Annotated in this window: 13 protein-coding genes and 3 pseudogenes; 6 read left to right on the forward strand and 10 right to left on the reverse strand. The window is 67.0% G+C overall.

The features are described 5' to 3' along the window. Nucleotides 1–1,094: 1,094 nt before the first annotated feature. Together ABZ656_RS43860 and ABZ656_RS43865 are read right to left on the reverse strand one after the other, a co-directional pair. Nucleotides 1,095–1,328 carry a hypothetical protein gene (locus ABZ656_RS43860; protein WP_360276211.1) on the reverse strand — a complete coding sequence of 78 codons (234 nt, stop codon included), beginning with the start codon at nucleotides 1,326–1,328 and terminating at the stop codon, nucleotides 1,095–1,097. Nucleotides 1,329–1,392: 64 nt separating this feature from the next. After that, nucleotides 1,393–1,551, reverse strand: a pseudogene (locus ABZ656_RS43865) (hydroxylase); the annotation flags it as partial. On the opposite strand from ABZ656_RS43865, the gene ABZ656_RS43870 reads away from it, so the two are divergent. Beyond that, the gene (locus ABZ656_RS43870) at nucleotides 1,536–1,793 is read left to right on the forward strand and encodes a hypothetical protein (protein ID WP_360276214.1); all 258 of its coding nucleotides are present in this window, start codon (nucleotides 1,536–1,538) and stop codon (nucleotides 1,791–1,793) included. The pseudogene ABZ656_RS43865 and the gene ABZ656_RS43870 overlap by 16 nt on opposite strands. A gap of 452 nt (nucleotides 1,794–2,245) precedes the next feature. On the opposite strand, the gene ABZ656_RS43875 is transcribed toward ABZ656_RS43870, so the two are convergent. Next, on the reverse strand, nucleotides 2,246–2,770 hold the full coding sequence (locus ABZ656_RS43875; protein ID WP_101407706.1) for an SMI1/KNR4 family protein: 525 nt from the start codon (nucleotides 2,768–2,770) through the stop codon (nucleotides 2,246–2,248). A 24-nt stretch (nucleotides 2,771–2,794) separates the two neighbouring features. Then, on the reverse strand, nucleotides 2,795–11,509 hold the full coding sequence (locus ABZ656_RS43880) for a DNRLRE domain-containing protein (protein WP_360276218.1): 8,715 nt from the start codon (nucleotides 11,507–11,509) through the stop codon (nucleotides 2,795–2,797). A 626-nt stretch (nucleotides 11,510–12,135) separates the two neighbouring features. Between ABZ656_RS43880 and ABZ656_RS43885 the strand changes: the two genes are divergently transcribed. The 3 genes and pseudogenes from ABZ656_RS43885 to ABZ656_RS43895 all read left to right on the forward strand — a co-directional run. Next, nucleotides 12,136–12,606: an MmpS family transport accessory protein gene (locus tag ABZ656_RS43885; protein WP_360276221.1), complete on the forward strand. Its 471-nt coding sequence runs from the start codon at nucleotides 12,136–12,138 to the stop codon at nucleotides 12,604–12,606. Nucleotides 12,607–12,608: 2 nt separating this feature from the next. Beyond that, nucleotides 12,609–13,463, forward strand: a complete 855-nt coding sequence (locus ABZ656_RS43890) for an FKBP-type peptidyl-prolyl cis-trans isomerase (protein ID WP_360276240.1) — start codon at nucleotides 12,609–12,611, stop codon at nucleotides 13,461–13,463. Nucleotides 13,464–13,598: 135 nt separating this feature from the next. Continuing rightward, nucleotides 13,599–14,552, forward strand: a pseudogene (locus tag ABZ656_RS43895) (IS630 family transposase); the annotation flags it as partial. A 270-nt stretch (nucleotides 14,553–14,822) separates the two neighbouring features. On the opposite strand, the gene ABZ656_RS43900 reads toward ABZ656_RS43895, so the two are convergent. From ABZ656_RS43900 to ABZ656_RS43910, 3 genes and pseudogenes are all read right to left on the reverse strand, one after another. Further along, a complete protein-coding gene (locus ABZ656_RS43900; protein ID WP_101407703.1) occupies nucleotides 14,823–15,101 on the reverse strand; it encodes a hypothetical protein in 279 nt (92 codons plus the stop codon). Between the two features lie 7 nt (nucleotides 15,102–15,108). Continuing rightward, on the reverse strand, nucleotides 15,109–15,504 hold the full coding sequence (locus ABZ656_RS43905; protein ID WP_360276224.1) for a DUF6461 domain-containing protein: 396 nt from the start codon (nucleotides 15,502–15,504) through the stop codon (nucleotides 15,109–15,111). A 97-nt stretch (nucleotides 15,505–15,601) separates the two neighbouring features. Continuing rightward, a pseudogene (locus ABZ656_RS43910) lies at nucleotides 15,602–15,721 on the reverse strand (DUF6461 domain-containing protein); the annotation flags it as partial. On the opposite strand from ABZ656_RS43910, the gene ABZ656_RS43915 reads away from it, so the two are divergent. Both ABZ656_RS43915 and ABZ656_RS43920 read left to right on the forward strand, forming a co-directional pair. Next, nucleotides 15,720–16,277 (forward strand): hypothetical protein, encoded by a 558-nt coding sequence (locus ABZ656_RS43915; protein ID WP_360276227.1) that lies wholly within the window; start codon nucleotides 15,720–15,722, stop codon nucleotides 16,275–16,277. The pseudogene ABZ656_RS43910 and the gene ABZ656_RS43915 sit on opposite strands and share 2 nt — an antisense overlap. A gap of 178 nt (nucleotides 16,278–16,455) precedes the next feature. After that, the gene (locus ABZ656_RS43920) at nucleotides 16,456–20,532 is read left to right on the forward strand and encodes a beta-galactosidase (RefSeq protein ID WP_360276230.1); all 4,077 of its coding nucleotides are present in this window, start codon (nucleotides 16,456–16,458) and stop codon (nucleotides 20,530–20,532) included. 208 nt (nucleotides 20,533–20,740) lie between these two features. On the opposite strand, the gene ABZ656_RS43925 is transcribed toward ABZ656_RS43920, so the two are convergent. From ABZ656_RS43925 to ABZ656_RS43935, 3 genes are all read right to left on the reverse strand, one after another. After that, nucleotides 20,741–21,082, reverse strand: a complete 342-nt coding sequence (locus ABZ656_RS43925; RefSeq protein ID WP_180362714.1) for a hypothetical protein — start codon at nucleotides 21,080–21,082, stop codon at nucleotides 20,741–20,743. Next, complete coding sequence (locus tag ABZ656_RS43930) at nucleotides 21,069–22,172, reverse strand: hypothetical protein (protein ID WP_360276234.1); 1,104 nt, start codon at nucleotides 22,170–22,172, stop codon at nucleotides 21,069–21,071. Before ABZ656_RS43930 ends, ABZ656_RS43925 begins: the two co-directional genes overlap by 14 nt. A 123-nt stretch (nucleotides 22,173–22,295) precedes the next feature. Then, nucleotides 22,296–22,739: NUDIX hydrolase (locus ABZ656_RS43935; RefSeq protein WP_360276237.1), on the reverse strand; the 444-nt coding region annotated here is incomplete at its 5' end.

Below are 22,739 nucleotides of genomic sequence, written 5' to 3' on the forward strand. Positions count from 1 at the left end.
GGGGCCGGTTGCCTGGTCGGCGTGGTGGTGGCCCGGCGGCCGTCCGCCGGGCCCACCACCACGCCGTGGAGCGGGAATCAGGCGCGCAGCATCCGGTCGGAGTGCGTCCCGGGTCCTCCTCCGTGGCGGAGACATCCGGCGTGGTCTGGCCGCGCTCGCCGCTGCGCCCAGGTCACGTCACGCCGTTGGCCGATCATTGCCGGGGCGTTGTTTCCGGTGGCTGCCGACGGGCGGCTGGAGGGTCTCCGCCTGTGCCGAGGCTGATCGCAAGGCGCTGTTCGCCGTGACAGTGGGTACCTACAATGTCGGGTTGCCTGGATCGCAACGATGCCTCCAGGCAACCCGACTTCAGGCTCTAGGAAAAGCCAAGTTTCTGAGGGCTGTAAGAACAAAGAATGTTCTTGGTCTGCTGGTGGTACACGCCTGACCTCGCTCCTGACCTGCGGCAAAGAGTGGAAACGTCGAGTGCCAGGCTGATTCGGTCCGCACCTGGTCCGGATCTTGCTGAGTGGTACGTGGTGCCAGCGAATGGGCCGCGGTACCACATGGCACATGTCGTAGAAACCGTCCAAGGGCGTCCAGTTGATCCATAACGGGGGCGTAAGTCCAGGTCAGCGACCCAGGGCGGCTTCGCCGCCCGCCGTGGGGCAGGTAAATGGGCGCGTCGAACACCCCGTAGCCCTTGATCAACACCGCGTCGCGGGGCGACAACGCAGGAGGCGAGGTCAGCTACCTGCGGTTTTGCCCATACGGGTCGGTATTTACGCGTCAGAACCCTGCAACGCGTGAGCGTCCATGGGGCTCGTGACAGGGAAGTGACAGAAAACGCGCTGCGGGACCCCCGCGAGCTAGTGCCGCGGCAGGCAACGTTTGCCCGTCAAGGAGCGGCGTCCGGTGCGTGCTCTCGGCGTGCCGGCCGGAAGTCCTCGTACTGGACGTACTTGGGCTTTCGTCCGGTGCGGCGAGAGTGCGTGCCGGGCGTCGCGACGGGGCGAACGTTGCCTGTTGCGGCACTAGCCCGGCCGAGGGTCCGGTCGCGTACTGCGGCCTGCTACCCACTCCTTGCGACCGTGGCCCCGGGTGTCAGGACTTGATCAAGTTCCGTAGCTGTCCGGATCGTTGGTGATGCCCAGGATGGGGAGTGCTCGTTGGGGCTCGTCGCGGATCGCCCGGGTGGTCTTGGCCATGTTGTCGGCTCCGAGGGTTTTCAGCACGCCGATGGCGAGGTTGCGGAGGGTCGCCATGGCCCGTGGTGCGGTCCCGGCGTGGACGGTGGAGGCGTCCTCGGCGAAGGTGACGTCCCTGATCTGGTGCGAGGAGTTCTCCACTCCCCAGTGCCCGCGGATCGCGCCGGCCAGGTCGGCGGGCCCGGCCTATGTGGGCACCGCGAACGTCCGCGGTACGGGTGACGGTGTCGCCCGACTGCAGCGCGGGTGGGGCGCGTTCGCCTCGGATGCCCCAATGTTCCGCCAGTCAGCCGCCGTTGCCGCAAGTGCCCGAGCCGAGCACGTCGCTGGGGCGGACGACAGTCCCGCGTGAGGCGTAGGGGGCACCCCCGGATCCGCCACGCGTTCATCCCGGTCGGCGCGTGCTGGCTGAACCTGCAGGAAGGCTGGTGGCGGATCTTCCGCAAGACCGCCCTGGTCGGGCGGTCCTTCGCCAACCCCGACGACATCGCCCAGGCCACAGCCGTGGCCACCCGGCAACTCAACGCCCGAGCCAGGCCCTGGATCTGGGGGCGGCCGACCCCGCCCACCCGCCAACTACGACGCCGATATGTGTACATCCAATGAGGAATCCAGCACTAGCGCTTCTCCGGACCAGGCGTTGGTGGCTCTTCAGAGTCGGATCAGCTTCCGGGGTCCCTTCAGGGAGGACGGGCGCCAGGCTTTCGAAGACACCTTCCATCTCCGTCGTCGAGTTGAGCACCGCGTCCAGGTGGTACGTGTAGTCAACGGTGTTGCCGTTGGCGCACCTCGGTTCACGACCGTCCACCTTGCACCGCCGCTGGTGCCGGCGGCAACAAGCGGGGCCGCCCCCCTTCCGGCCGGTGTGAGTGCCGGACGGAAAGGAGCGGCGGCCCCTGGCCTCATGCGATCAGCAGCCCTTGGCCCTGCCTGGGCTGTGGGGGACCGAACATGTACGCGTAGGGATTGGGCTCCCCCGCGGGTGAGGCTCCGCCCCAGACGCACCGGAGCGGAGCCTCACCCATCGGACGACGGCAGAGATGCCGCCGCCTGCTACATCATTCGTACACCTCGAAGAACGGACGCTCCACCTTTCCCGCAACGGAGAACGGACGGAAGTCCCGATCTGTCAGCACGCGATAGATGAATTCCGTGGTCGAGATGTCGAAATGGTGCCAGTCCTCCAATGGATCGGTTCGGGCCACAACCGGCCATTGCGCGGGTGATGTTGCGGCATCGGCCAGCCAGAAGTACTGGTCCTCCGTGAGTGAGTTCCCCCAGAGGATGAGTCCCCTACCGCCGCTGTCGAACACCTCATAGGGGTCGAAGAGCGCGCTCAGTTGACCGCTCTCCCAGCGCCGCCGCTGCGACTTCCATCGCCCCAGCAGACCGTACGAGTCGATGGCATTCGGTGGCAGCAACTCCAGATACCCACTGAAAGCGCCGTGCCGAAACGCCTCACAGAGTTCCTTGTAGTCAGCCGGAAGTTGCGTCCCGAACTGCTCCTCGATGTCATCCCAGTCCACATCCCGCCGTTCAGCGTCCCAGCGAGTGGCGGAGATGATCTCGTCAACCCTGTCCATGGCGCCTCTTCTCGTTTCCTTCACCTACTGCCCGGCCGTATAGCCCCAAGGGTAAACAGCCCCGCCCGACGAGGCCGCCAGCCCTTGCAGTGAGGGGATGGTGCTGTCCCCCTGGTAGCTCGCCGAGATTTCATAGTAGACGGTATTCTTCTGCTCCAACTGGTCGGATATCGCTTCCTCCCAATCGCCCATGCTGTCCTGGTTCACATCGCTCGGCAAGGGCACCAGATTTCTCCGGTCAGTGCCGCTTCCGCCGAATCGACGGGCCACCAGGTGCGACCGATCGAGGCCGATACCCGGACGCCACCCCTTGGGAGACGCAGCCCAAGCCCCCGGAGTGCTCATCGGCCACATGGTGGTGCTTCCCACCATCTTGGTCGAATTGTTCGGGTCTTTGAGGTTTCCGTCTTTGTCGGTGTAGTTGATGTCCGCCTTGTTGAGGCACGCAATCGCGCCCTGAGCACGCCCCTGGGAGTCCAGCGGCATGTAGTAGATCATGCTCGATCGGCTCTTCGCGCAGTCCTCCCGGGTGAACGGCACCCGGGCGTCGCCGGGTTGCCACTCCTTGACGGAGTCTGGCTTGAGGAGGAGCCCCTTGCTGTAGTCCGGCTTCTCACCGGGGTCCGACTCGTATCCGTTGGACGCGGTCGGCGTGGGCTTGGATGCATACGCGAAGACGGATGCTGCGATGCCCCAAGGAGTCACATCACTCAGCAGGCTGCTGCCTTCACTCGCCGCAGCGTCAGCGGTGCCTGACAGGGCGCCTTCCAGCGCTTGAGCACCGTCCTTCAGCGCGCTGCCGATGTCATCGATCGCGGACCCGATGGAAAGGTGGCCGTCGATCTCGACCATGCTGGTGGGGTTGCCGCCGGCGAAGGCGTAGCGGTTGCCGGTGAGGGGGTCGGTGGACAGGTTCATGTCGGCGAGGGCGCCGTTGTACATGTCCCTGCTGGTGAAGGTGTTCAGGCCGGGGTCGTAGTTCCGGAAGCCCATGTCGTAGGTGCCGGAGGTCTGGTCCCAGCGTTTGGCGTTGAACCGGTAGGCGTTGTACGGCTCCTTGGTCGGGTCCTGGGCGTCGGGTTTGTCGATGCCGGTGAACTCGGTGGTGTCGTTGTTGCCGTAGGCGGTGTAGCCGTAGGTGGCCTTGGTCTGGCCGGTGGAGTCGGTGAGGGTTTCGACGTCGGAGTGGCTGTTGTAGCCGTAGTAGGAGTCGGTGGTGCTGCCGTCGGTGTTGTGGGTGACCTGGGACAGCCGCTGACCCCAAGGGCTGTACTGGTAAGACTTGGTGAGCTGGCCTGCGACGGTTTCGTCGAGGATCTGGCTGGTCAGGCCGAGGTAGGAGAAGTCGGTGGTTTTGCCGCCGACGGTCTTGGATGCGGTGCGGTCCAGGGGGTCGAAGGCGTAGGTCGTGGTGGTGGTGACGCCGCCAGTGCCGAGTTTGGTGTTCTTGGTGATGTGGTCGAAGCCGTCGTAGGTGTTGCGTTCGATGACGGTTCCGGCGCTGGTGATGGTGTCGAGGCGGCCGTAGGGGTCGTAGTTGTAGGCCGCGCTGGTGGTGCCGGAGGCGGACGACAGCAGGCGGTTTCGGTCGTAGGTGTAGGTGGTGGTGGTGTTGTTGAGCGTCTGGCTGATGACGTTGGCGTTGTCGTCGTGGACGTAGGTCTCGGTGTCCGCGCCGTTGCCCGTCTTCACGGACTTGGCCAGGCGGTCGACCGGGTCGTAGGTGTAGTCGGTGGTCGAGTTCAGGTATGCGGTGTGGTTGTCGGCGTTCTGCTTGCTGGCGATGTCCTCGGCTTTGTTGCCGTCGGGGTCCCAGGTCAGGGTGTGGTCGTCGACCAGGGTGTTGCTGGCGGTCTTCTCGGTCTGGGTGTGGACCGAGCCGGAGGGCCAGTAGGTGAAGTCGACGGTGTTGTTGTTGGCCTTGGTCTGGCGTAGTTGCTGGCCGCGGGGGGTGTAGGTGTAGGTGGTGGTCTTGGGTGACGGGTCGGTGGCGGAGTCGCCAACCTTGACGGTCTGAACGAGTTCGCGCAGGTCGTAGGTGTAGGCGGAGTACTGGCCGGGGTGGTCGACGGTGGCCGGCTGCCCGTCGGGGTCGTAGGTGTAGGAGGTGTGGGTCTTCTCCGTGCCCGATGCCGTTTCGGTGACCTTCTGGACCTGGTTCAGGCCGGTGTAGTCGATGTTGTAGGTGTCGACGGCCGTGCCCGGCGAGGTGTCGCCGATGGTGGTGAGGTTGCCGTTGGGGTCGTGGCTGTAGGTGAAGGTGTGCTTCTCGTTGTCGGTGTCCGCGCTGTTGTCGCGGACCAGCTTGACCACGTCCGCGGACACGGTGCCGCCGGTGTTCTGGGCGAGGGAGAGCGACGAAGTGCCGCCCTGGGTGAAGCTGTAGGCGCCCAGGGACACCCACGTGCCCGCGCCGGTGGTCTGGTTGACGGTCTTGGCGGTGTTGGTGCCGTCATGGGTGACGGTGTAGGCAGCCGCCGTTGCCGCACCGGTGACCTGCGGGTATTTGGCGTAGACGGTGTAGGTGCCGTCCTGGGGGATGTTGAGCTGCCAGGTGAAGGCGTCCGTACCGCTGCCGGCGGCGTGGGTGCGGTAGTCGTAGCCCTGATGGGCCGTGCCCGTGGACGCGGTGGCCCAGGTGCCGGTCGTGGTGGTGTTCTGGGTGTCGGAGTTGTCGACGAGCACCACCTGCAGGCCGACGGGCACACCGTCGTCACTGCGCGAGGCCAGGGAACCGTCCGGGTAGTACGACCAGCCCATCGTCCGCGACGACGACCCGCCGGCCGACGTCAGCGTCCGCGACGTCTGCTGGCCCAGGTCGTTGTAGTTGTAGGAGGTGGTGATGTCCCACGGGTCGGTCGAGGTGTGGACCTGGCCGTCGTCGTAGTAGGTGTAGGTGGTGTCGTTGCGGACGCTCTGCCCGTTCGACGGTGGCGCAGAAGTCTTGGTCACCTGCCCGGCGTCGTCGTAGTAGGTGTACGTGGAGACCGGGTGGTTGTACTTCGCGTCGGCCGGGTCGTACGGCTGGATCGTCTCCTTCGGGCGGTTCAGCTCGTCGTACACGGTCTGGGATATGAACGCGGTGGTGCTCCCCGCGGCTGTCGCGCGCGGTGAGTAGACCTTGGTGGTGTTGCCGACCTGGTCGTACTCGTACTTCGTCGTCCGGTACGTCGGCGTGCCGGCGCTGCCCTGGTAGGGGGCCTGGACCTGGGAGACCTTGCCCCGCTCGTCGTAGGTGGTCGTGGTGGTGTTGTTGTCGGCGTCCGTCGTGGTGGTCTTCAGGCCGTCCTTGTCGTAGCCGGTCTTGGTGACCTTCCCCGCCGCGTCGGTGACCTGGTAGGGGCGGTGGTCGAAGTCGAAGTCGGTCTTGCTCGTGTAGTCGGTGGTGTCGGTGGTGGCGTTCTTGACCGGGTCGATGACCGTGGTGGCGTTACCGACGTCGTCGTACTGGTACGACACCTTGTCACCGTTGGCGTTGACGACGTCGGTGAGCTCACCGATGGAGTCGTAGGTGTTGGTGGTGACGTAGTCCGTCGGATCGGACGTGGTCAGGGTGCCCTTGGGCTCGGTGGTGGTCTTCAGCTCACCGATCTTGTCGTATGTATACGACGTTGTACGGGTTGGGTCGGTGGTGTGGTCCTTCGGCGCGGTCGCCGAGGTGACCTCGTCGGCGTTGTCGTACACGGCCGTGGACACGGCACCGTTGGGCGCGGTCGACTGGGTGACGTTGTCGTTGGCGTCGTACACCGGCGCCGGCGCGGTGATGTACACCCCACCCGCCTGGTCCTTGGGCACCTTCTTCACCAGCGGCCGCCCGTACACGTCATACGTCTGCGTCGTGGTGTGACCCATCTGGTCGGTCACTGACAGCACCTGCCCGAGCGGGTCGTACGCGGTCGTGACCGCCTTGTTGTACGGAGCCGGGCCGGTGCTGGTCTGCGGGTAACCGTTCGGGTCGAACGAACTGTAGGTGCTGGTGTGCTGGTTGGCATCGGTGACCGAGGTCAGCTCGCCGTAGGAGTCGTAGGCGTAGGTGGTGGTGTAGTCCCCGGCGGTCGGGGTGGAGACGCCCTTGGGGTCGGTGACCGTTTTGAGGTTGCCGAAGGTGTCATAGCCGAACAGCCACTGCCGACCCTCCGGGGACGTCTTGGTGTACAGGTCCGCGCTGTAACCGTTCACCCGGGTCTGATACGTGTACACCGTGGCCGGCCAGCCGTTCTTGACCGCCTCCGCGTCCTGCATCGTCAGCGGACAGCCGGTCTTCGGGTCATACGTCCACTTGGTGGTGGCGCCGTTGTCCTCGATCAGCTGCGTGACGTTGTTGTCCGCGTCCCAGGACATTTTGGTGACCTGGTTCTTGGCGTTGGTGGTCTGCACCGGCCGCGCGAAATCGTCCGTCACAGACGTGGTGACGTGCGACTCTGCGTCGGTGACCGTGGTGTCGGTGAACGCCGGCGTGCCCGTGTCGGCCGCGTACGCGAAACCGGTCGTGTTCGTCAACCGGTCGGTGATGGTCTTGGCCCACCAGTGGTACCTCGGGTCGTCACCGCTCTGCGGCGCGTAGTACGCCAGCTGCGTGGCGTGCCCGCGCGGGTCGGTGATCTTGACGAGCTTGACGTTCTTCGTACCCTGCGTGGCGTCGTAGGTGAAACCGAACACCTTCGGCTGCGACGAGCCCGCGCCGTCGGTGAGCTGCGCCATCAATCCCTGCGTGGTGTACAGGAACGTGATCTTCCGCGCCGGGTTGGTGCCATCACCCAACGCCGTCATCGACGCGACGTGATCGATGATCTTCGGGTTCGTCAGGTTCGTACCCGACTGGACCGTACCCGTGTCGTCGACGTAACTGTAGTTGTCCCCCTTGTTGTAGTAGGTGACGGTGAGGGTCTGCCGACCCGTCGCGTCGGTGATGTACTGCAGGAACTTGCGCGGCGCGTTGTTGGACTTACGGACCGCGTAAGTGAACGTCTCGGTGTTGCCGTTCTTGTCCACGATCGAGGACGGGTAGCCCTCGCAGTCGTAGAAGAACCGCGTCCCGTCCGGCTTGGTCATCGACCACGCGTCCGGGGTGTCGTCCGCGCTCGGGCTGCAGTCGACCCCGCCCTTCATCGCCAGCAGGTAATGCACCCCCGCCGGCGCCTTGAACGTGCCGTCCGCCTGCTTGGTGAACACCGACGCGGTGCCGTCCCCGTCGGTCAGGGTCACCTCGGTCGGATTCGGGTTGGGGTGGAAGTCCAGCGCCGCGCCGAGGCGCACCGGAGCCGAAGCCTGCGCGGACCAGCCCGGCCCCATCACCGTGTCCGAGGTGTCCAGCGAGTTGTACGCAAACCGGCCGAACGTTCCCAGCCCCCGGCCCGGATTCGTGAACGCGTTGTACGACCACACCGCATTACCCGACGCCAGGTTGTCCATCACCGTCGAACCCGCACCGGTGTTCTTGCCCGCGTAGGAGTAGAACTTCTCCAGCCCGATCGTGTCGGAGGTCGGGTCCTCGACGGTTTCGGCCTGCGTCAGGCCCGGCACGCCGCCGGTCGCTGAGTTCCAGGTGCTGTTGGTCTTGTTGTAGGCGTCCCAGGTCAGCGTGTACGCGGTCCGCTTGTTCGTCGGGTTCCCGGAGTCGGCGTTGGTGGGCGCCTTGACCTGGGCGTGGACCAGGACGGTCTCGCCGGGGGAGACGTCCTGCGGCAGCGCGGTCTGGATCTGGTTGCCGCCGTTGGTGACATCTGTGCCGTCGGGCAGGGTCCACCGGTACGACAGTGCCTCACCGGTCGCCGTCCACGTGGCATTCGTGGTGTTCGTCAGCGAGACGTCCACGTTGTACGTCGTCCCCGGCGTCATCCGCGCCGGCGTCGACGGCGCGTAGTACGTCGAATCCGTCGTCGCGTCCACATAGGTGACATCCAACTGCGGGCGCAGCTGCGCCTCGGACGTCTCGGAGGAGGCGAAGACGCTTCGCTCCTGCGGACCGGAGGTGGTCGACTCGTTGGCGACCTTCAGCAGCACGCCGTGGTTCGATGTGGGCGTGGTGATCCACCCCTGGGTCAGCGAGGTGGCATCCCACCAGTGCCGCACCGGGTCGTTAGTGACCCCGGCCACCGTGTCTGAGACGGTGGACGAGTAGTCGCCGCCCGCCGTGGTCCACGCCGTGCTGGATGTGGCGTTGTTCCAGGTGGCGGTCGCCTCGTCGAAGTCCCGGTTCAGGGCACGCAGTTCGTATGTGGCCTGGCCGCCGCCGCTGTTGGTGGTGATCGTCGACCACGCCTGGAACTGGGCGCTGATCACCCGCGCCGTGGAGGGCAGTGAGGAGGTCGGGAACTTCAGCGCCGCCCGGGTCTTGCCGTAGGTGGCGGAGTTGTTGCCCACCTCCAGCCACTTCTGGTTCACGCCGTCCGAGGAGATCGTGTCGTGCGCGGTGGTCGGCTGGGCGGAGGACAGCGTGGTGTCACTCTGCCCGGCCTGGATGATCTGCGTGGTCTGCCCGGCCTTCGGCAACTCCGCCAGCTGCACCGGTCCGCCGATGACCTGGCCGCCCTGCGTCTTGACCGCGACCTCGTAGTAGACCGCGTGGAACGGGTCCGGGGCATCCGCGGCCGTGGGCACCGCGGTGGTGTCGGTGAAGGACGTGGTCCCGGCCGCGACCGGCGCCACCAGCGTGGCCGCCGAGGGCGTGAAGCCCTGGAAGACGCTGCGGTGGACCTGGTACTCGGCCAGGTCGTCGCTCGGGTCCGTGCCCGGGGTGGGATCCGTGTACGCCGGCCAGGACAGCTCCGCACCGGTGGCGTGGATCACGGTGGGTGGGTTCACGGTCACGCCGGGGGTGCCGTAGATGATGGTCAGCTTGGGGTAGGTGGTGGTCTCGCCGCCGTAGCCGAACTCCGACGCCTCATACAGCGGGCCGCCCTGGCCCAGCGTCGACTCATCGGCCGCCTGCAGCACGAACCCGTTGTTCGTCGTCCCGTTGACCCACTTCTGCACGGTGTCGGTCACCGCGAAGTTGTGCCACTGGTCATACGAGCCGGCCGCCTTCGTCAGCGTCGTCCCCGGCTCGACCAGCCGCACCGCGTCCGCGATCACCGAGGTCGTCGTGGACACCGGCCCGTCACCGAGCACGATCTTGCCCGCCGTGCCGGCCGAGAACGGCAGCGCGGTGCCGTTGTTCAGCGACCGCCACACCCCGCCGCTCCCGGCGGACTGGTCGATGGTGCCGTTGTAGGTGCCGCCGTTGTACGTCACCGTGTACGGCGCATTCGTCGCCCGGTCACTCGCCGGGATCGAGTGCACATCCACCCGGTACGAACCCGCCTGCGCAACGGTCGGCTGCCAGGTGTAGGTGTCCCCGGCCACCGCATCCTTGTTGTAGGCGTAGTCGCCATTGACCGCGTACTGCGTGTACGCGGAGTTGTTCGAGTACGGCCACGAGCCATGCGCCGCCGTCCCGGTGTCCCCGTCGTCCAACTGCACCGTGGTACCCGACAGTTCACCCGACAGGCCGCTGGCGCTGTTCCAGGTCGCCGTCGAGGCGTCCCACGCACCCGTCGCCCGATGCGCCTCGATCACCACGCTGTTGGTGTTGGCGGTGTGGACCTGGTTGTAGTACACGCCCAGCTGCGCCGAGGTGATCGGCGTGTTCGAAGGGATGCCCGTCAGCGGGAACTTCAGCAGCGACCGCAGCGTGCCGGTCGCCGTCGTGCCCACCCCCAGTTGCCACGTGCCGTTCAGGTTCGTCGTCGGCTGCGTGGAGTCCACCATCACGTCCTGCGAGGTGGACGGGGTCGGGGCGATCATCACCGTCGGGTCCACGGTCACCGGGAAACGGCGGTCCTTCGCGGCCAGCCACCTGGCATCCGGCGTCAGCGTGATCCGCCAGGACGACCCGTGGCGGGAGAGCTTCTGCACAACCCCGCCGTGCGTCAGGTCCGCCACCGGAGCATCGCTGTTCGCCGGCGCCTGGAACATCACCGCCGCCGGGATCACCATCACCGGCCGGCCCGACTCACTGCCGCCGTAGAGCCCGATCGAGCCGTCCTTCAGCTGCTTGGGAGTCAGCCCGCCGGTCTTGAGGGTGAAGGCGAACGAGACCGGGCTACTCGGGGCCCGGTTCAGGACGATGTTCTCCTTCACCTCACCGCGCCCGACCCGGTAGTCGACATCCGCGCCGGCCGCGAGTCCCCGATAGGTGACGGTGTCGCCCTTGACCACCGGGGAGACGGCCTTGTCCGTACCGGTCAGGCCCAGGGTGACGGTGTGCTTTCCGTCGGCCTCGAAACGCAGCAGACTCCCGCTTCGCGAGCCGAAGTAGGAGCGGGCCAGGTTGGTGGTGTTGGCGTACCGGTAGCCGACCCGGCCACTCGCGGCGACCTTCGTGTCGATCGCCTTCCAGCCGTCCGCCGAGTGGTACGACAGCGGCACCGCGGAGACCTCCGCCTGCGTGGTGCCGTCCGACAGCTTCCAGTACCGCGCCGACGGGGTGCGCCGGGACGTCAGCTCCCGCACCCGATGCGCCGCCGGCGCCTTCTTGCCCGGCGGCAGCTTCTGCCGGTCGGCTATCGCGCCCTTCGGACCGGTCGGCGGCTTCGGCGCGGAATGCCCGCCACCGAACCATCCCTTGACTGCGTTGATGATTCCAGAACCGCCGCCATGACCCGATGACGGCGCGGACGCGAAAGCCGGGGTCTGTATGACAGAACCCAGCAACGCCCCGGCCGCCAGGGATGCGGCAATCCGACTTCGTTTCGCCACCCACAACTCCTTGTCACGCATGCTCGACAAACGCAGCACAAGCGACCGCGTCCGCGCGTGACTTTCGGAGCGCGAACATCCCGAGGCAGGCCGAAATGGCCATTCCGACATGCCCCCTATTTCTCGGGGCTGTTGCCGGCGAACAGGACAGCATGAACCGCAGCACCGTAAACCACGCACGTAGACGTGTCCGCACGAAAACAGCCATGGCGGATCCATAGCCATTGATGCGACCAGTGCTGGGGGACACCGAATCAGCGGCCGGACTGTGGCACGACGATCGCGGGAAGATCCAGCAGGCGTACAGTTCGAGCAAAACAGAACAAACTATCCATCCGGCCAGCCGATTGACCCGGTTCATCCGGTTCATGGACACAGATCCAGCCACAGGCTACACACAACTTTGGGATCTGCTTTACCTTTACGGTCGGCGCTTTACCGGGTCGAGGCAGCTATTTAACTGTGCTTCAGGGATAAGTCGGCCCGTACGTGGTGAGCCGCAGGCGCGAAAGGGGCCTTTCGGTCCGGCACTTGCGCCTTTCTGCCACCTTGGCTCTAATCGACGGGCACACTCCGAAAAACTCGAAGCCAGGCGTTCGCGCCCATCCGCGCAATGGAAGTCGGCGATGGAAATCCAGACAGCAGCAGTCCCCGAAACCCCCGAAAGCGATGAAACCGCAGCGGCTCCCGCCACCCGGCGCCGCGCCCGCCCTCTCCTATTCGGTGGCGCCCTCCTGTGTGCCGCCCTCGCCACTGCCGGCGTCCTGTTCGCCACCCACAACGGCAACGGCAAGAACGGCGCAGATGCCAAGCACCACGGCCCCACCGTCCCCGCGGCCTACCAGATCACCGGCCACGGCACCGCCCAGATCAGCTACGCCGGGCCCGACGGAAGACTGCACACCATCAGCACCCACCTGCCCTGGCACGGCGACACCGACCTGACCGCCGGCGCCCCGGCAGTCGTCTCCATCGTCCTGGGCAAGCAGGGCGGCAACGCCACCTGCTCGGTCAGCCTGCACGGCAAGGTGGTCCAGCATGCCACCGCCTACGGCTCGTACGGACGCGCCAACTGCCGAGCGGAGTCGGAACACTGACGCTGCCTCAACCAGTACTTGATCTACGTCGTACCCGGGGCTGGACCCGCACGCAGGCGTGGGGGCGTGCGGCACACGCCGGGGATGTGGTCGTCGTCCGCTACACCGCCGAGGTGTGGCGCACCGGCAAGGTGCTGCCCGGCTCGTACGACAAGGGGGCTCGGCCGCAGGTGTTCGCCGTCGGGCGGGGTGCGACGCTGCCCGCCTTGGACTGGGCCGTTCAGGGTCAGCGGGCTGGCGGCCGGGTCCTGGTCGTCGCACCCCTCGCGGCCGCCTACGGCACCACCGGCAGCGCCCAGCTCCACATCACCGGCAAAGACACCCTCGTCTGCGCCGTCGACATCCTCAACGTCATCAGCGCCCACGCCTTCCTCAGTTCCCGCGCGGACAGCGGCCCGCTGCCGGTCGTGATCGGCCGGGGCGATGTCATCCCGGGCTGGGACCGCGCCCTGGTGGGCCAGAGGGTTCCGAACAGGCTCTCATGTTGGCCGTCATCTACGAATCCGAACGCGGCAGCTCCTGGACCCAGATCGCGGCCTGCCTGTGAATCAGCGCCGACGACGCAGAAGAGCGATATTCGCCTGCTCTCCAAGCATGGAATTCGGCTTTCTAGGAGCCATACCGACTGGACGAGACGGGCCGCAAGCGCATCTCGCAGCTGTCCACCGCGGCACACGCCCTTGACTGGGCGTGCGCTCAGCTCAACCAGTGGGCCGTCCTCCAGCGCATCGGCATCAACGACCAGCAGGCCGTCAGCACCGGTCTCGTTATGGCCAGCGCGGCGGACGAGCCGCATCCGGCAGCGCAGAGGGGAGAGACCAGCGATCGCGCCCACCCGCCTCGGCCCCGAGAGCTAAACGAGTCTCGGCATTCACCATCGATACCGAGGCTGAGCCGCTGCCCCACGGCGATCGATGACCGTTCGCCCTTATCGATCCGAAACGATAGGCGTTCTGGGTCGTTGATCCCTGTGTGAATGAACTGGTGGGGTAGCGGGCCGGACTCGCGAGGATGTCGCCGCGGTGTTCCAGGTCTCGCTCAAGGCGGTGGACAACTGGTGGGCGAAGTGGCTGGCAGGCGGACGTGAGGCACTCGTGGCCCAGCCGCGTGGGCGGCGGGTCGGCGAACATCAGGTTCTCGATACGGCCGAACAGCAGGCGATCCGGCAGGCCGCATTGGATCACAGACCCTGTGACCTGGGGTTGGCCGGGCAGCTGTGGACTCGTGCCGGTGTAGGAGACCTGATCGCGAAGCTGTACCGGGTGCGGCTGACAGAGCAGGGGGTGGGCAAGTACCTGCGCCGGTGGGCACTGTCGTTTCACCGGCCGGACAAGCGGGCCGTCGAGCAGGACGCGGAAGCGGTCCGTGTCTGGCGGGAGGAGACCTGGCCGGCGATCCGGGCGAAGGCCGAGGGCGGCGAGATGCTCTTCGCCGACCAGGTCGGCATCCGCTCCGACCAGGTCACCGGCCGCACCTGGGGCGCCATGGGGTGCACCCCCGTCGTGCGCCGCACGGGCAACAGGTTCTCCGTGAACGCGATGTCCGCGATCAGCACGAAGGGCCGGATGCACTTCATGGTGTTGACCGAGACCTTCGACGCCGACGTCATGTGCCGCTTCCTGGACCGCCTTGCGGGCCACTTCGCCCACAAGGTGCACCTCGTCCTGGACGGACACTCCGCCCACCGCTCCCGCAAGGTCCGCGCCTGGCTGGCCGCCCACCCCGACCGGATCGAGCTGTACTTCCTGCCGTCCTACTCGCCCGAGCTGAACCCCGACGAGCTGGTCAACGCCGACCTCAAGCGGAGTCTTCCGATGCGCAGCCGGGCCCGCGACCAGGCCCAACTCGCCGCCGAAACCCGCAGGTTCTTCTACCGCCGCCAACGCCAACCGCACATCGTCCGCGGCTACTTCGGCGGCCCGTACGTCCGCTACATCCTCGAATAGAACCCTTTGAGTTTCGGATCAATATAAGGATGCGGTGGATCCCCGGTTTCGGTAATCGGGGATCCGCTGATACGGTGCCGCCCCCTTGACGCGGATGTTCTTTCCCTGGCTGGTGTCGCCGAGAAAGGATGCAGGCGAGGCGACATCAGCAGACTGTGTCCAACGTCACTGCTCCGACTCCCTGTAGAACCTCGGGACCCTTGCGGAACCGTTTGATCACGCGCTGGACGGGCCAGATGATCGAACCGTCCGGCAGGTGGAGGGCGATGTTCATCTCGGCAGTCGGCCGTCGCCGTCCGCGGCCCATGCACCGCCGAGGGCTTGCCGGACGGTCTCGCCGACGTAGGTACCCAGGGCGAACAGTCTTGGCCCCAGACTTGTTGCGAGGAGTCCGCCGGCCACGGCAACTCCGTGGTCGCTGTGCTCGTTCATGAACCGCTCGACGTCTCGGAGACTTCCGGGGGTGAAGTCGGCTTTGTAGCCGGAGCTGTCGAGGGCGCGGGCGATCCACTGGGCGCTCGTGTGGATGTCGCCGAGGAGGGAGGCCATCACACGCTCACCTGATCTCCGCGCTGCCGCAGACGAAGGTGGTGTCCTGCAGGAGTTCCGGCGTGATGCGCACGCCCGTCAGGTGCTCGGCGAGGGCGAATGCTGCTTCCGTGGCCAGGGGTTCTGCGCTGTCGGAGGTCTCGTCCCAGAACTGGAAGCCGCTGTGGTGCATGGCGTCCAGGAGTTCGTCAGGGGTTGTTCGCCACCGGTGGTCGGGGAGCCCGGGCTCTAACGTCAGGCGCTTCGCTGTGTCCTCGGCCCAGAGGAAGGAATCCAGGCCGTTGATGTTGACGAAATGCGAGATCCAGCGTGTTCCCGCGGATGTCGGCAGGACTTTCTCCTCGGTGACGCCGAGACAGGCGTTGGGCTCGATCAGCAGGGTCCGGTCGCCGACGGTGGTCATGGCGATGAACTGCCGACCGTTGTCCGAACGACCGAGGACGGTCGAAGGCCGCGTCTACTATCGCCGCCGTGCCGGTCTGGGAGGGCTCGGTCTGACCTCCGCGGCGGGCAAGTAGGTCTGAAGGCGGCAGGTTGTGCACCAGCGTGAAGCAATACGCTTCCGCGAGGTCAGGGAAGCGCTCATCGAGCCACACGTAGTTGGCAGCAGTCGCAGTCATGGCCGAGATCCTCGCTCACGCCTCTGACATCGGCCGGAGCCAAGCCGCCAAAGCTGTCCGCGGAGCGGCGCGGTCGGCGCTGGCAGCAGGACCGGGCACCTGCATGACCAACGCGGTGAGGGACTGGAAGACCCCGGAGCTTGCCCACAGAAGAGCGGGACTGCCTACACATCGCTGGGACCGGACGGCGTCGAACTGGACGCCGGCGGATTCTCCCCACGGGAGCCTGTCCGATTGGCAGGATCGGCGCGATAGCGTGCGTGAACGGCACCTCAGCAGCGGCATGCACTTCCTGACCGTGCGCATCGCGGCGCCGTCGGTGGCCGACGAGAACGAGACGTCGTTCGCCTCGGACCTCGTCATCCCGGCGCACGCGTACACAACTGTCCTGGCCTCGTTCGTACTTATGGACCTTCTGGCCGAAAGCGCTTTGTCGAAGGCGGTGTTTGAGACGGCGCTCGGTCGTGGCTGCGCGCGAGCCGGGCAACCAGCCCTGCGTACAAGGGATTTGCAGCCCCGCATTTCTCATCTGTCCTTTCCCGCCCCATTGTGTTGAGCCTTGTGTGGCCCTACTGTTCGACTTTGCCTGAGTCTGTTTGGTGCTGATCGTTCGGGCCGTATGGAGGGCCGCAGTGCGGGGTAATCGGATCAGTTCAGAAGTTATGAGGCCCGGTCGGGGGAGACGGTGGAGGGCGGTCCTCGCAACCGCCGCGACCATCGCCCTGGCCGCGGGCATGAGCGCGCCCGCCGCGGCGGCGCGGGACGCCGGCGCACAGGCGCCCGCCGCCGCGCCCGCCGTCAGTCCGCGGGCGCACACGGTGAGTATCGACGGCTACTCGTTCCTCGTCGACGGCAAGCGGACCTACCTGTGGTCCGGCGAGTTCCACTACTTCCGGCTCCCGAGCCCGGACCTGTGGCGCGACATCTTCCAGAAGATGAAGGCCGCAGGCTTCAACTCCACGTCGTTGTACTTCGACTGGGGATACCACTCGCCGAAGCCGGGTGTGTACGACTTCAGCGGGGTGCGTGACGTCGACAAGCTGCTCGACATGGCCGAGGAGGCCGGGCTATACGTCATCGCCCGCCCGGCGCCGTACATCAACGCGGAGGTCGACAGCGGGGGCCTGCCCGGCTGGCTGACCACCAAGGCGGGGAACAACCGCAGTGACGATCCGCGGTTCCTGAAGTACGCGGACGAATGGCTGACCCAGATCGACCGGATCATCGCCCGCCACCAACTGACCAACGGGACCGGCTCCGTCATCGCCTACCAGGTCGAGAACGAGTACTACAACGGCTCGGCCGCCGGCCACTCCTACATGAAGCACCTGGAGGACAAGGCCCGCGCCGACGGTATCACCGTGCCGCTGACCGGCAACAACAACGGCACCTTCAACTCAGGTACCGGCGCCCTGGACGTCGACGGCCCCGACTCCTACCCGCAGGGCTTCGACTGCTCGAACCCCTCGAAGTGGAACGGCGTTCCAGACGTCAGCTACGACCACCCCGCCGGCAGGCCGCTCTACTCGCCGGAGTTCCAGGGCGGCGCCTTCGACCCCTGGGGCGGGCCGGGCTACGACAAGTGCGCCCAGCTGATCAACGACCAGTTCGCCAACGTGTTCTACAAGCAGAACATAGCCGTCGGCGCCACCGCGCAGAGCTTCTACATGACCTACGGCGGCACCAACTGGGGCTGGCTGGGCATGCCGCAGAATTACACGTCCTACGACTACGGCGCCGCGATCCGCGAGAACCGCCAGCTCGACCCGAAGTACGACGAGGACAAGCTGATCGGGTACTTCACACAGTCGGTCGCACCGCTGACCAAGACCGAGACGATCAGGGCCACACCGCCCGACGACTCCGCGGTCGTCGACACCGCCCGGATGAACCCCGACACAAGGACGCAGTTCCACGTCCTGCGGCACGGCAACTCCACGTCCACCGCGGTCGACAAGACCCACATCGCGGTGGACTTCAACGCCCAGCCCTCCGCCGACACCACCTACACCTGGGACGACCCCGACTCCGCGCTGCAGTACACCGGTTCGTGGTCGCACGTGGCCGACCAGAGCTACACCGGCGGCGACTACAAGCACACCGAGTCCTTCTCCAACAAGGCCGGTGACTCGGTCACCGTACCCTTCGACGGCACCGCGATCCGCTGGATCGGCTCGAAGACCAACAACCACGGCAATGCCGACGTCTACCTCGACGGCACCAAGGTCGCGACGGTCGACGACTCCGGCAGCGAGAACCAGGCAGTGGTCTTCCAGAAGACCGGCCTGCCGGACGGAGCGCACACCCTGAAGATCGTCGTCGACGGCAGTCACAGCTCGGGCTCCACCGATGACTACGTGGCCATCGACGCCATCGACGTGCCGACGGGTACCGCCGCCGCGGAGCCGACCTACCCGGTCGTGCCCCAGCAGCCGGGCACCGCGATCACGCTCGACGGACGCGACTCACACGTGATCGTGGCCAACTACCGGCTCGGCGACTCGCAGTTGCAGTACTCGACCTCGGAGATCATGACCAGCGCGACCATCGGTGACCGGGACGTCGCCGTGCTCTACGGCGATGCGGGCAGCGACGGCGAGACCGTGCTGCGCTATGCCTCCAAGCCGACGGTGACCTCCAGCGGCGGCCCGGTCACGACAACCTGGGACGCGACCACCGGCGACCTTCGGCTGAACTACACGCACAAGGACCTGATCCGCGTCAGCATCACCGGCAGCGGACAGCGCCCGCTCGAACTGCTCGTCGGCGACAAGGCCACGGCCAAGACCTTCTGGCGTGAGGACACAGCGGCCGGCCCTGTCCTCGTTCGCGGCAGCCACCTGCTGCGGACGGCGACCAGCCTGCATGGCGGCCGCACCCTGGCACTCACCGGCGACAACGCCGACGACAAGAACATCGAGGTGTTCACCTCCGCCGACCACATCACCTGGAACGGCCGGATCGTCGACACCGGGGCCGACGGCACGGGGAGCCTCACCGGGAAGATCCCGACGGCAGCCCCGGTACACCTGCCGGCACTCACCAACTGGAAGCACAGCGAGGAGTCGCCCGAAGCGGCCCCCGGTTTCGACGACACCAGCTGGCAGGTGGCCGACAAGACGACCACCAACAGCGTCTCCGGCGTCAACGCGCCGCCGGTGCTCTACGCGGACGACTACGGCTTCCACACCGGCAACACGTGGTATCGCGGCCGCTTCCACGCCACCGGCAAGGAGACCGGCGTCCGCCTGGTCTCGGACTCCGGCGGAGGGGCGCAGGCGTTCTCCGCCTGGCTCAACGGCACCTTCCTGGGCAGCTCGACCACCGGCAGCGCCGCCTTCACTTTCCCGGCCGGTGTGGTCAAGTCCAAGGGTGACAACGTCATTTCCGTGCTCACCGTGAACATGGGTCACGAGGAGGACTACAACTCGACCAACGGCAACAAGACAGCCCGAGGACTGACGAGCGCCTCCGTCGTTGGGGCACCGCTGACCGCCGTCACCTGGCGGCTGCAGGGCGTACGCGGCGGCGAGGACCTGCAGGACACGGTGCGCGGGCCGCTCTCGACGGGTGGTCTGTACGGCGAGCGGGCCGGCTGGTCCCTGCCCGGTTACCCGGACGGCAAGTGGAAGAAGACGTCCCTTCCGACGACCGACACCCGTCCCGGGGTCTCCTGGTACCGCTCCGACGTCGCCCTGGACCTGCCGCACGGCCAGGACACGTCGCTCGGGCTGACGTTCACCGACGACCCGTCACGCAAGTACCGGGCCACGATCTTCGTGAACGGCTGGCAGGTCGGCAACTACGTCAACTACCTCGGGCCGCAGCACACGTTCCCGGTGCCGAACGGGATCCTGAACCCGAACGGCCGCAACAGCATCGCCATTGCCGTATGGAACCTGGACGGCAGCACCGGCGGCCTCGGCAAGGTGTCGCTCACCAACTACGGCAGCTACGCCTCGTCCCTGCACGTCGCGCAGAACGACAGCCCCCGCTACGACGCCCACACGTACGCGATGCCGAAGCGGCCGGGGGCGGACGTCACCCTGGACGTGCCCGACACCGCCCAGTCGGGACGGGCTTTCACGGCCGAGGCGACGGTGCGGGTGCCGAAGGACAAACCGTCCGCTGCCCGGCTGACGGCCTCGCTCTCCGCGCCCGACGGCTGGGACGTGAGCGCCGCGAGCCCCGCGTCGGTCGAGCGCCTGCAACCCGGCCAGTCGGCCACCTTCACCTGGAAGGTCCAACCGCAGACGGGGAAGCTGCCGTCCGCCTCGGCACTCACCGCGACAGTCCACTACCTGCAGAACGGACGGCAGGCCACCGGCACGGACGAGCGCATCGTCGGCGCGATACCGCCTGCTCCACCGGCCGGGAAGAACGCAGTGAGCGACCTGCCGTTCTTCTCGTCCACCAACGGGTGGGGTCCGGTCGAGCGTGACACCAGCGTCGGCGAGCAGGCAGCCGGCGACGGCCGTCCGATCAGCATCGCCGGCGCGAGCTACGCCAAGGGCCTGGGCACCAACGCGGACAGCGACATCGAGCTCTATCTCGCGGGGAACTGCTCGCGGTTGACGGCCGAGGTCGGTGTGGACGACGAGACCAGCGGCGCGGGAACAGTGACGTTCTCCGTGACGGCCGACGGCAAGACATTGGTGACCACGCCGACGATCCACGGCAAACAAGCTGCCGTGCCGATCGACGTGGACGTCAGTGGCGCCCAGGTGATCGACCTCAAGGTCGGCGACGGCGGCGACGGCAACGGCAGCGATCACGGTGACTGGGGGCTGCCCACGCTGACGTGTGGGTAGTGCCTGTCGCGCAAGCCCGGCTTCGACGGCGCAACAGAATCAAGCAGATCCTGAGCGCCGATCGCGGGAGGTGAGTGATCCGGGCGGGCGTGCTCAGGGCGCGGAAAGCCGCTCCTGCGATCTGTTCGTGCGTCAGCACCTCGGGCCGCCGAGTTCAATGACCCGGTCGTCGGTGTTGACGGCATCAGCGAGGATGGCCGCGACGTCTTCACCCGCGGATTGATGCGGAAGCCGCCCTTACGTCCCACACCGCGCAGTCCAACGCCCCGACCGCCCAGCGCCCGAGCCCCGCCGCGTGCGGACCGAGTTCGGCCAGGAGCCTGCACAGCAGACCCGTGTGGTCGGCCACGGGGTGCCGCAGAGCGCTCTGCCCAAGCCGGGTGGCGACGAGCGCGGCGGGCAGCTCGTCGACCGGGGCGAATACCCCGTTCACCTCGCCGGCCTCGACCACTACCGCGAACCGACTGTCGCCAGCCTTCCACGGACCCGCCACGCTCTCGTCGAGGCGCTCGACCTGTACCCGGTCGATGACCGCGTCAGCGGGGTCCATCGACGAGGTCCTCTCCCGCGTAGGTGAAGTACCACAGCGGCCGATAGCACTCCCAGCCCACCGGCCGCAGCCCGGTCGGCGCCATGGCCCGCTCGATCGCCGTACGCGCCCGCAGGTAGTACTCCAGGCTCTCCGCGCCCGGCGTCCGCATCCCCTGCATCATCACCGTGTGTGCCTGGAAGACCTGGAAGTTCGGGAACGCGGTGACCTCGCCCGCCACCGCGTTCACCCCGCGCACGAGGTCCTCCATCGGGTCCAGCCCGACGATGTACGTGTACGAGGTGTCCAGCCCCGCCTCCCGCGCCCGCGTCAGCAGGTCCGGCATCTGCTCCGGCCGAAGGTCGGCCTTGGTCGCCTTCATCAGTGCCTCCCGCCGGGTGAAGTGCTCGGCCGTCAGCCTGAGCACGAACGGTGACACCTGCGACGCGATGGTCTCGAACGCCTCGTCGCTGCGCAGCACGGAGGTGAGGAAGCCGATCCGAGCCTTGACGCCGGCCCGCTCCAGAGCGGGCCGCAGGGCGGTCAGGTGCGCGACGGCCGCCTCCTCGCGCTCGAAACAGCCGGTGGAGACGGTGACCTCGGTCAGCTCGGCCAGGCTGCGGCGGGGGTGCTGCTCGCCGAGGGCGCGCAGCAAGGCGTCGAGTCCCTGGTCTTCCCGCATCCTCGGATCGGCGGCGGCCTCCAGGGTGTTCGGGCACCAGCCGCACCCGACGCACCGGCTGCGGGCGTTGGGGTTGAGGGTCGCGGCGCGGCCGTCGTTGCGGAAGTACCCCCCGACCGCCTCGTCGGCATCGATGCGCTCGACGTGCGCGACTACCTCGCCGTTCAGCGACAGCTCGTCGCCCCGGAGCTGGAACGGGCTGGCCGGCTGGTTCAGCGGGACGATGATCTGCCAGGGAACGTCGGGACGGCGTGCGAGGCGGAGGTTGACCCGGGCCCGGTGACGGTCCTGGTCGGAGGTGATCCCGTACAGGTTGACGGCGATCAGCACCACGTCCTCGACGGGTACTCCGTGGCGCACGGCAGCCCGCTCCAGATCATGCAGGCGTTCGGTACCGACGGCGCCGTCCGAGGATATGGACCGGCGCATGGAGAGATGCGACATGGAGGACTCCAACTTGAGTTTGAGCGGTGGGGTGTTGCAACCGGGGGCGCGGCACCTACGCCGTGTCGCGGGAGGGCATAGGTGTCGGCTGTTTTGCCAATGCGCCGCCTACTTGGCTGGGGCGAAGGCAGTGAAGTGCGCCGACGGGTGGTCGATGGCCAGGTCGGGCCGCCAGGCGGTGAGGATCTGGGCGCTGCATACGAACAGGCCGTCGGGGAGCTGATCGAGCGGGTACCACGCCCAGCGCCCGACGCTCTCGTGCGGCTGCGTGGCGGGCTGCCCCTGCCAGGCGTGGACGAGCGCGCCGACGGTGACCCGCAGGACACCAGCGACGTGGTCGATGAGCGTGCCCAGGAGCCTCACGTCATCGGCGCGAGCGACCAGACCAGTCTCCTCGGCGAGTTCGCGGATCACCGCGTCCTCGAAGGATTCCCCGGCCTCCACGCTGCCGCCTGGTGAAGCAGGCGGGTTCGTCGATTTCTGGCCGGTGAGTCGCAGGAACCGACGCGTGAGTGGTTCACCAACAGCTATGAGTATGGCGGGTTCGCGGCC

The organism is Streptomyces sp. NPDC007095 (genome assembly GCF_040634475.1).
Taxonomy (GTDB): Bacteria; Actinomycetota; Actinomycetes; order Streptomycetales; family Streptomycetaceae; genus Streptomyces.

Excerpts from the sequence above, each read along its gene's own strand:
- ABZ656_RS43875 (WP_101407706.1), bottom strand. The coding sequence starts at position 2,770 with ATGGACAGGGTTGACGAGATCATCTCCGCCACTCGCTGGGACGCTGAA.
- ABZ656_RS43885 (WP_360276221.1), top strand. The coding sequence starts at position 12,136 with ATGGAAATCCAGACAGCAGCAGTCCCCGAAACCCCCGAAAGCGATGAA.
- ABZ656_RS43900 (WP_101407703.1), bottom strand. The coding sequence starts at position 15,101 with ATGGCCTCCCTCCTCGGCGACATCCACACGAGCGCCCAGTGGATCGCC.
- ABZ656_RS43905 (WP_360276224.1), bottom strand. The coding sequence starts at position 15,504 with ATGACCACCGTCGGCGACCGGACCCTGCTGATCGAGCCCAACGCCTGT.
- ABZ656_RS43915 (WP_360276227.1), top strand. The coding sequence starts at position 15,720 with ATGGCCGAGATCCTCGCTCACGCCTCTGACATCGGCCGGAGCCAAGCC.
- ABZ656_RS43920 (WP_360276230.1), top strand. The coding sequence starts at position 16,456 with ATGAGCGCGCCCGCCGCGGCGGCGCGGGACGCCGGCGCACAGGCGCCC.
- ABZ656_RS43925 (WP_180362714.1), bottom strand. The coding sequence starts at position 21,082 with ATGGACCCCGCTGACGCGGTCATCGACCGGGTACAGGTCGAGCGCCTC.
- ABZ656_RS43930 (WP_360276234.1), bottom strand. The coding sequence starts at position 22,172 with ATGCGCCGGTCCATATCCTCGGACGGCGCCGTCGGTACCGAACGCCTG.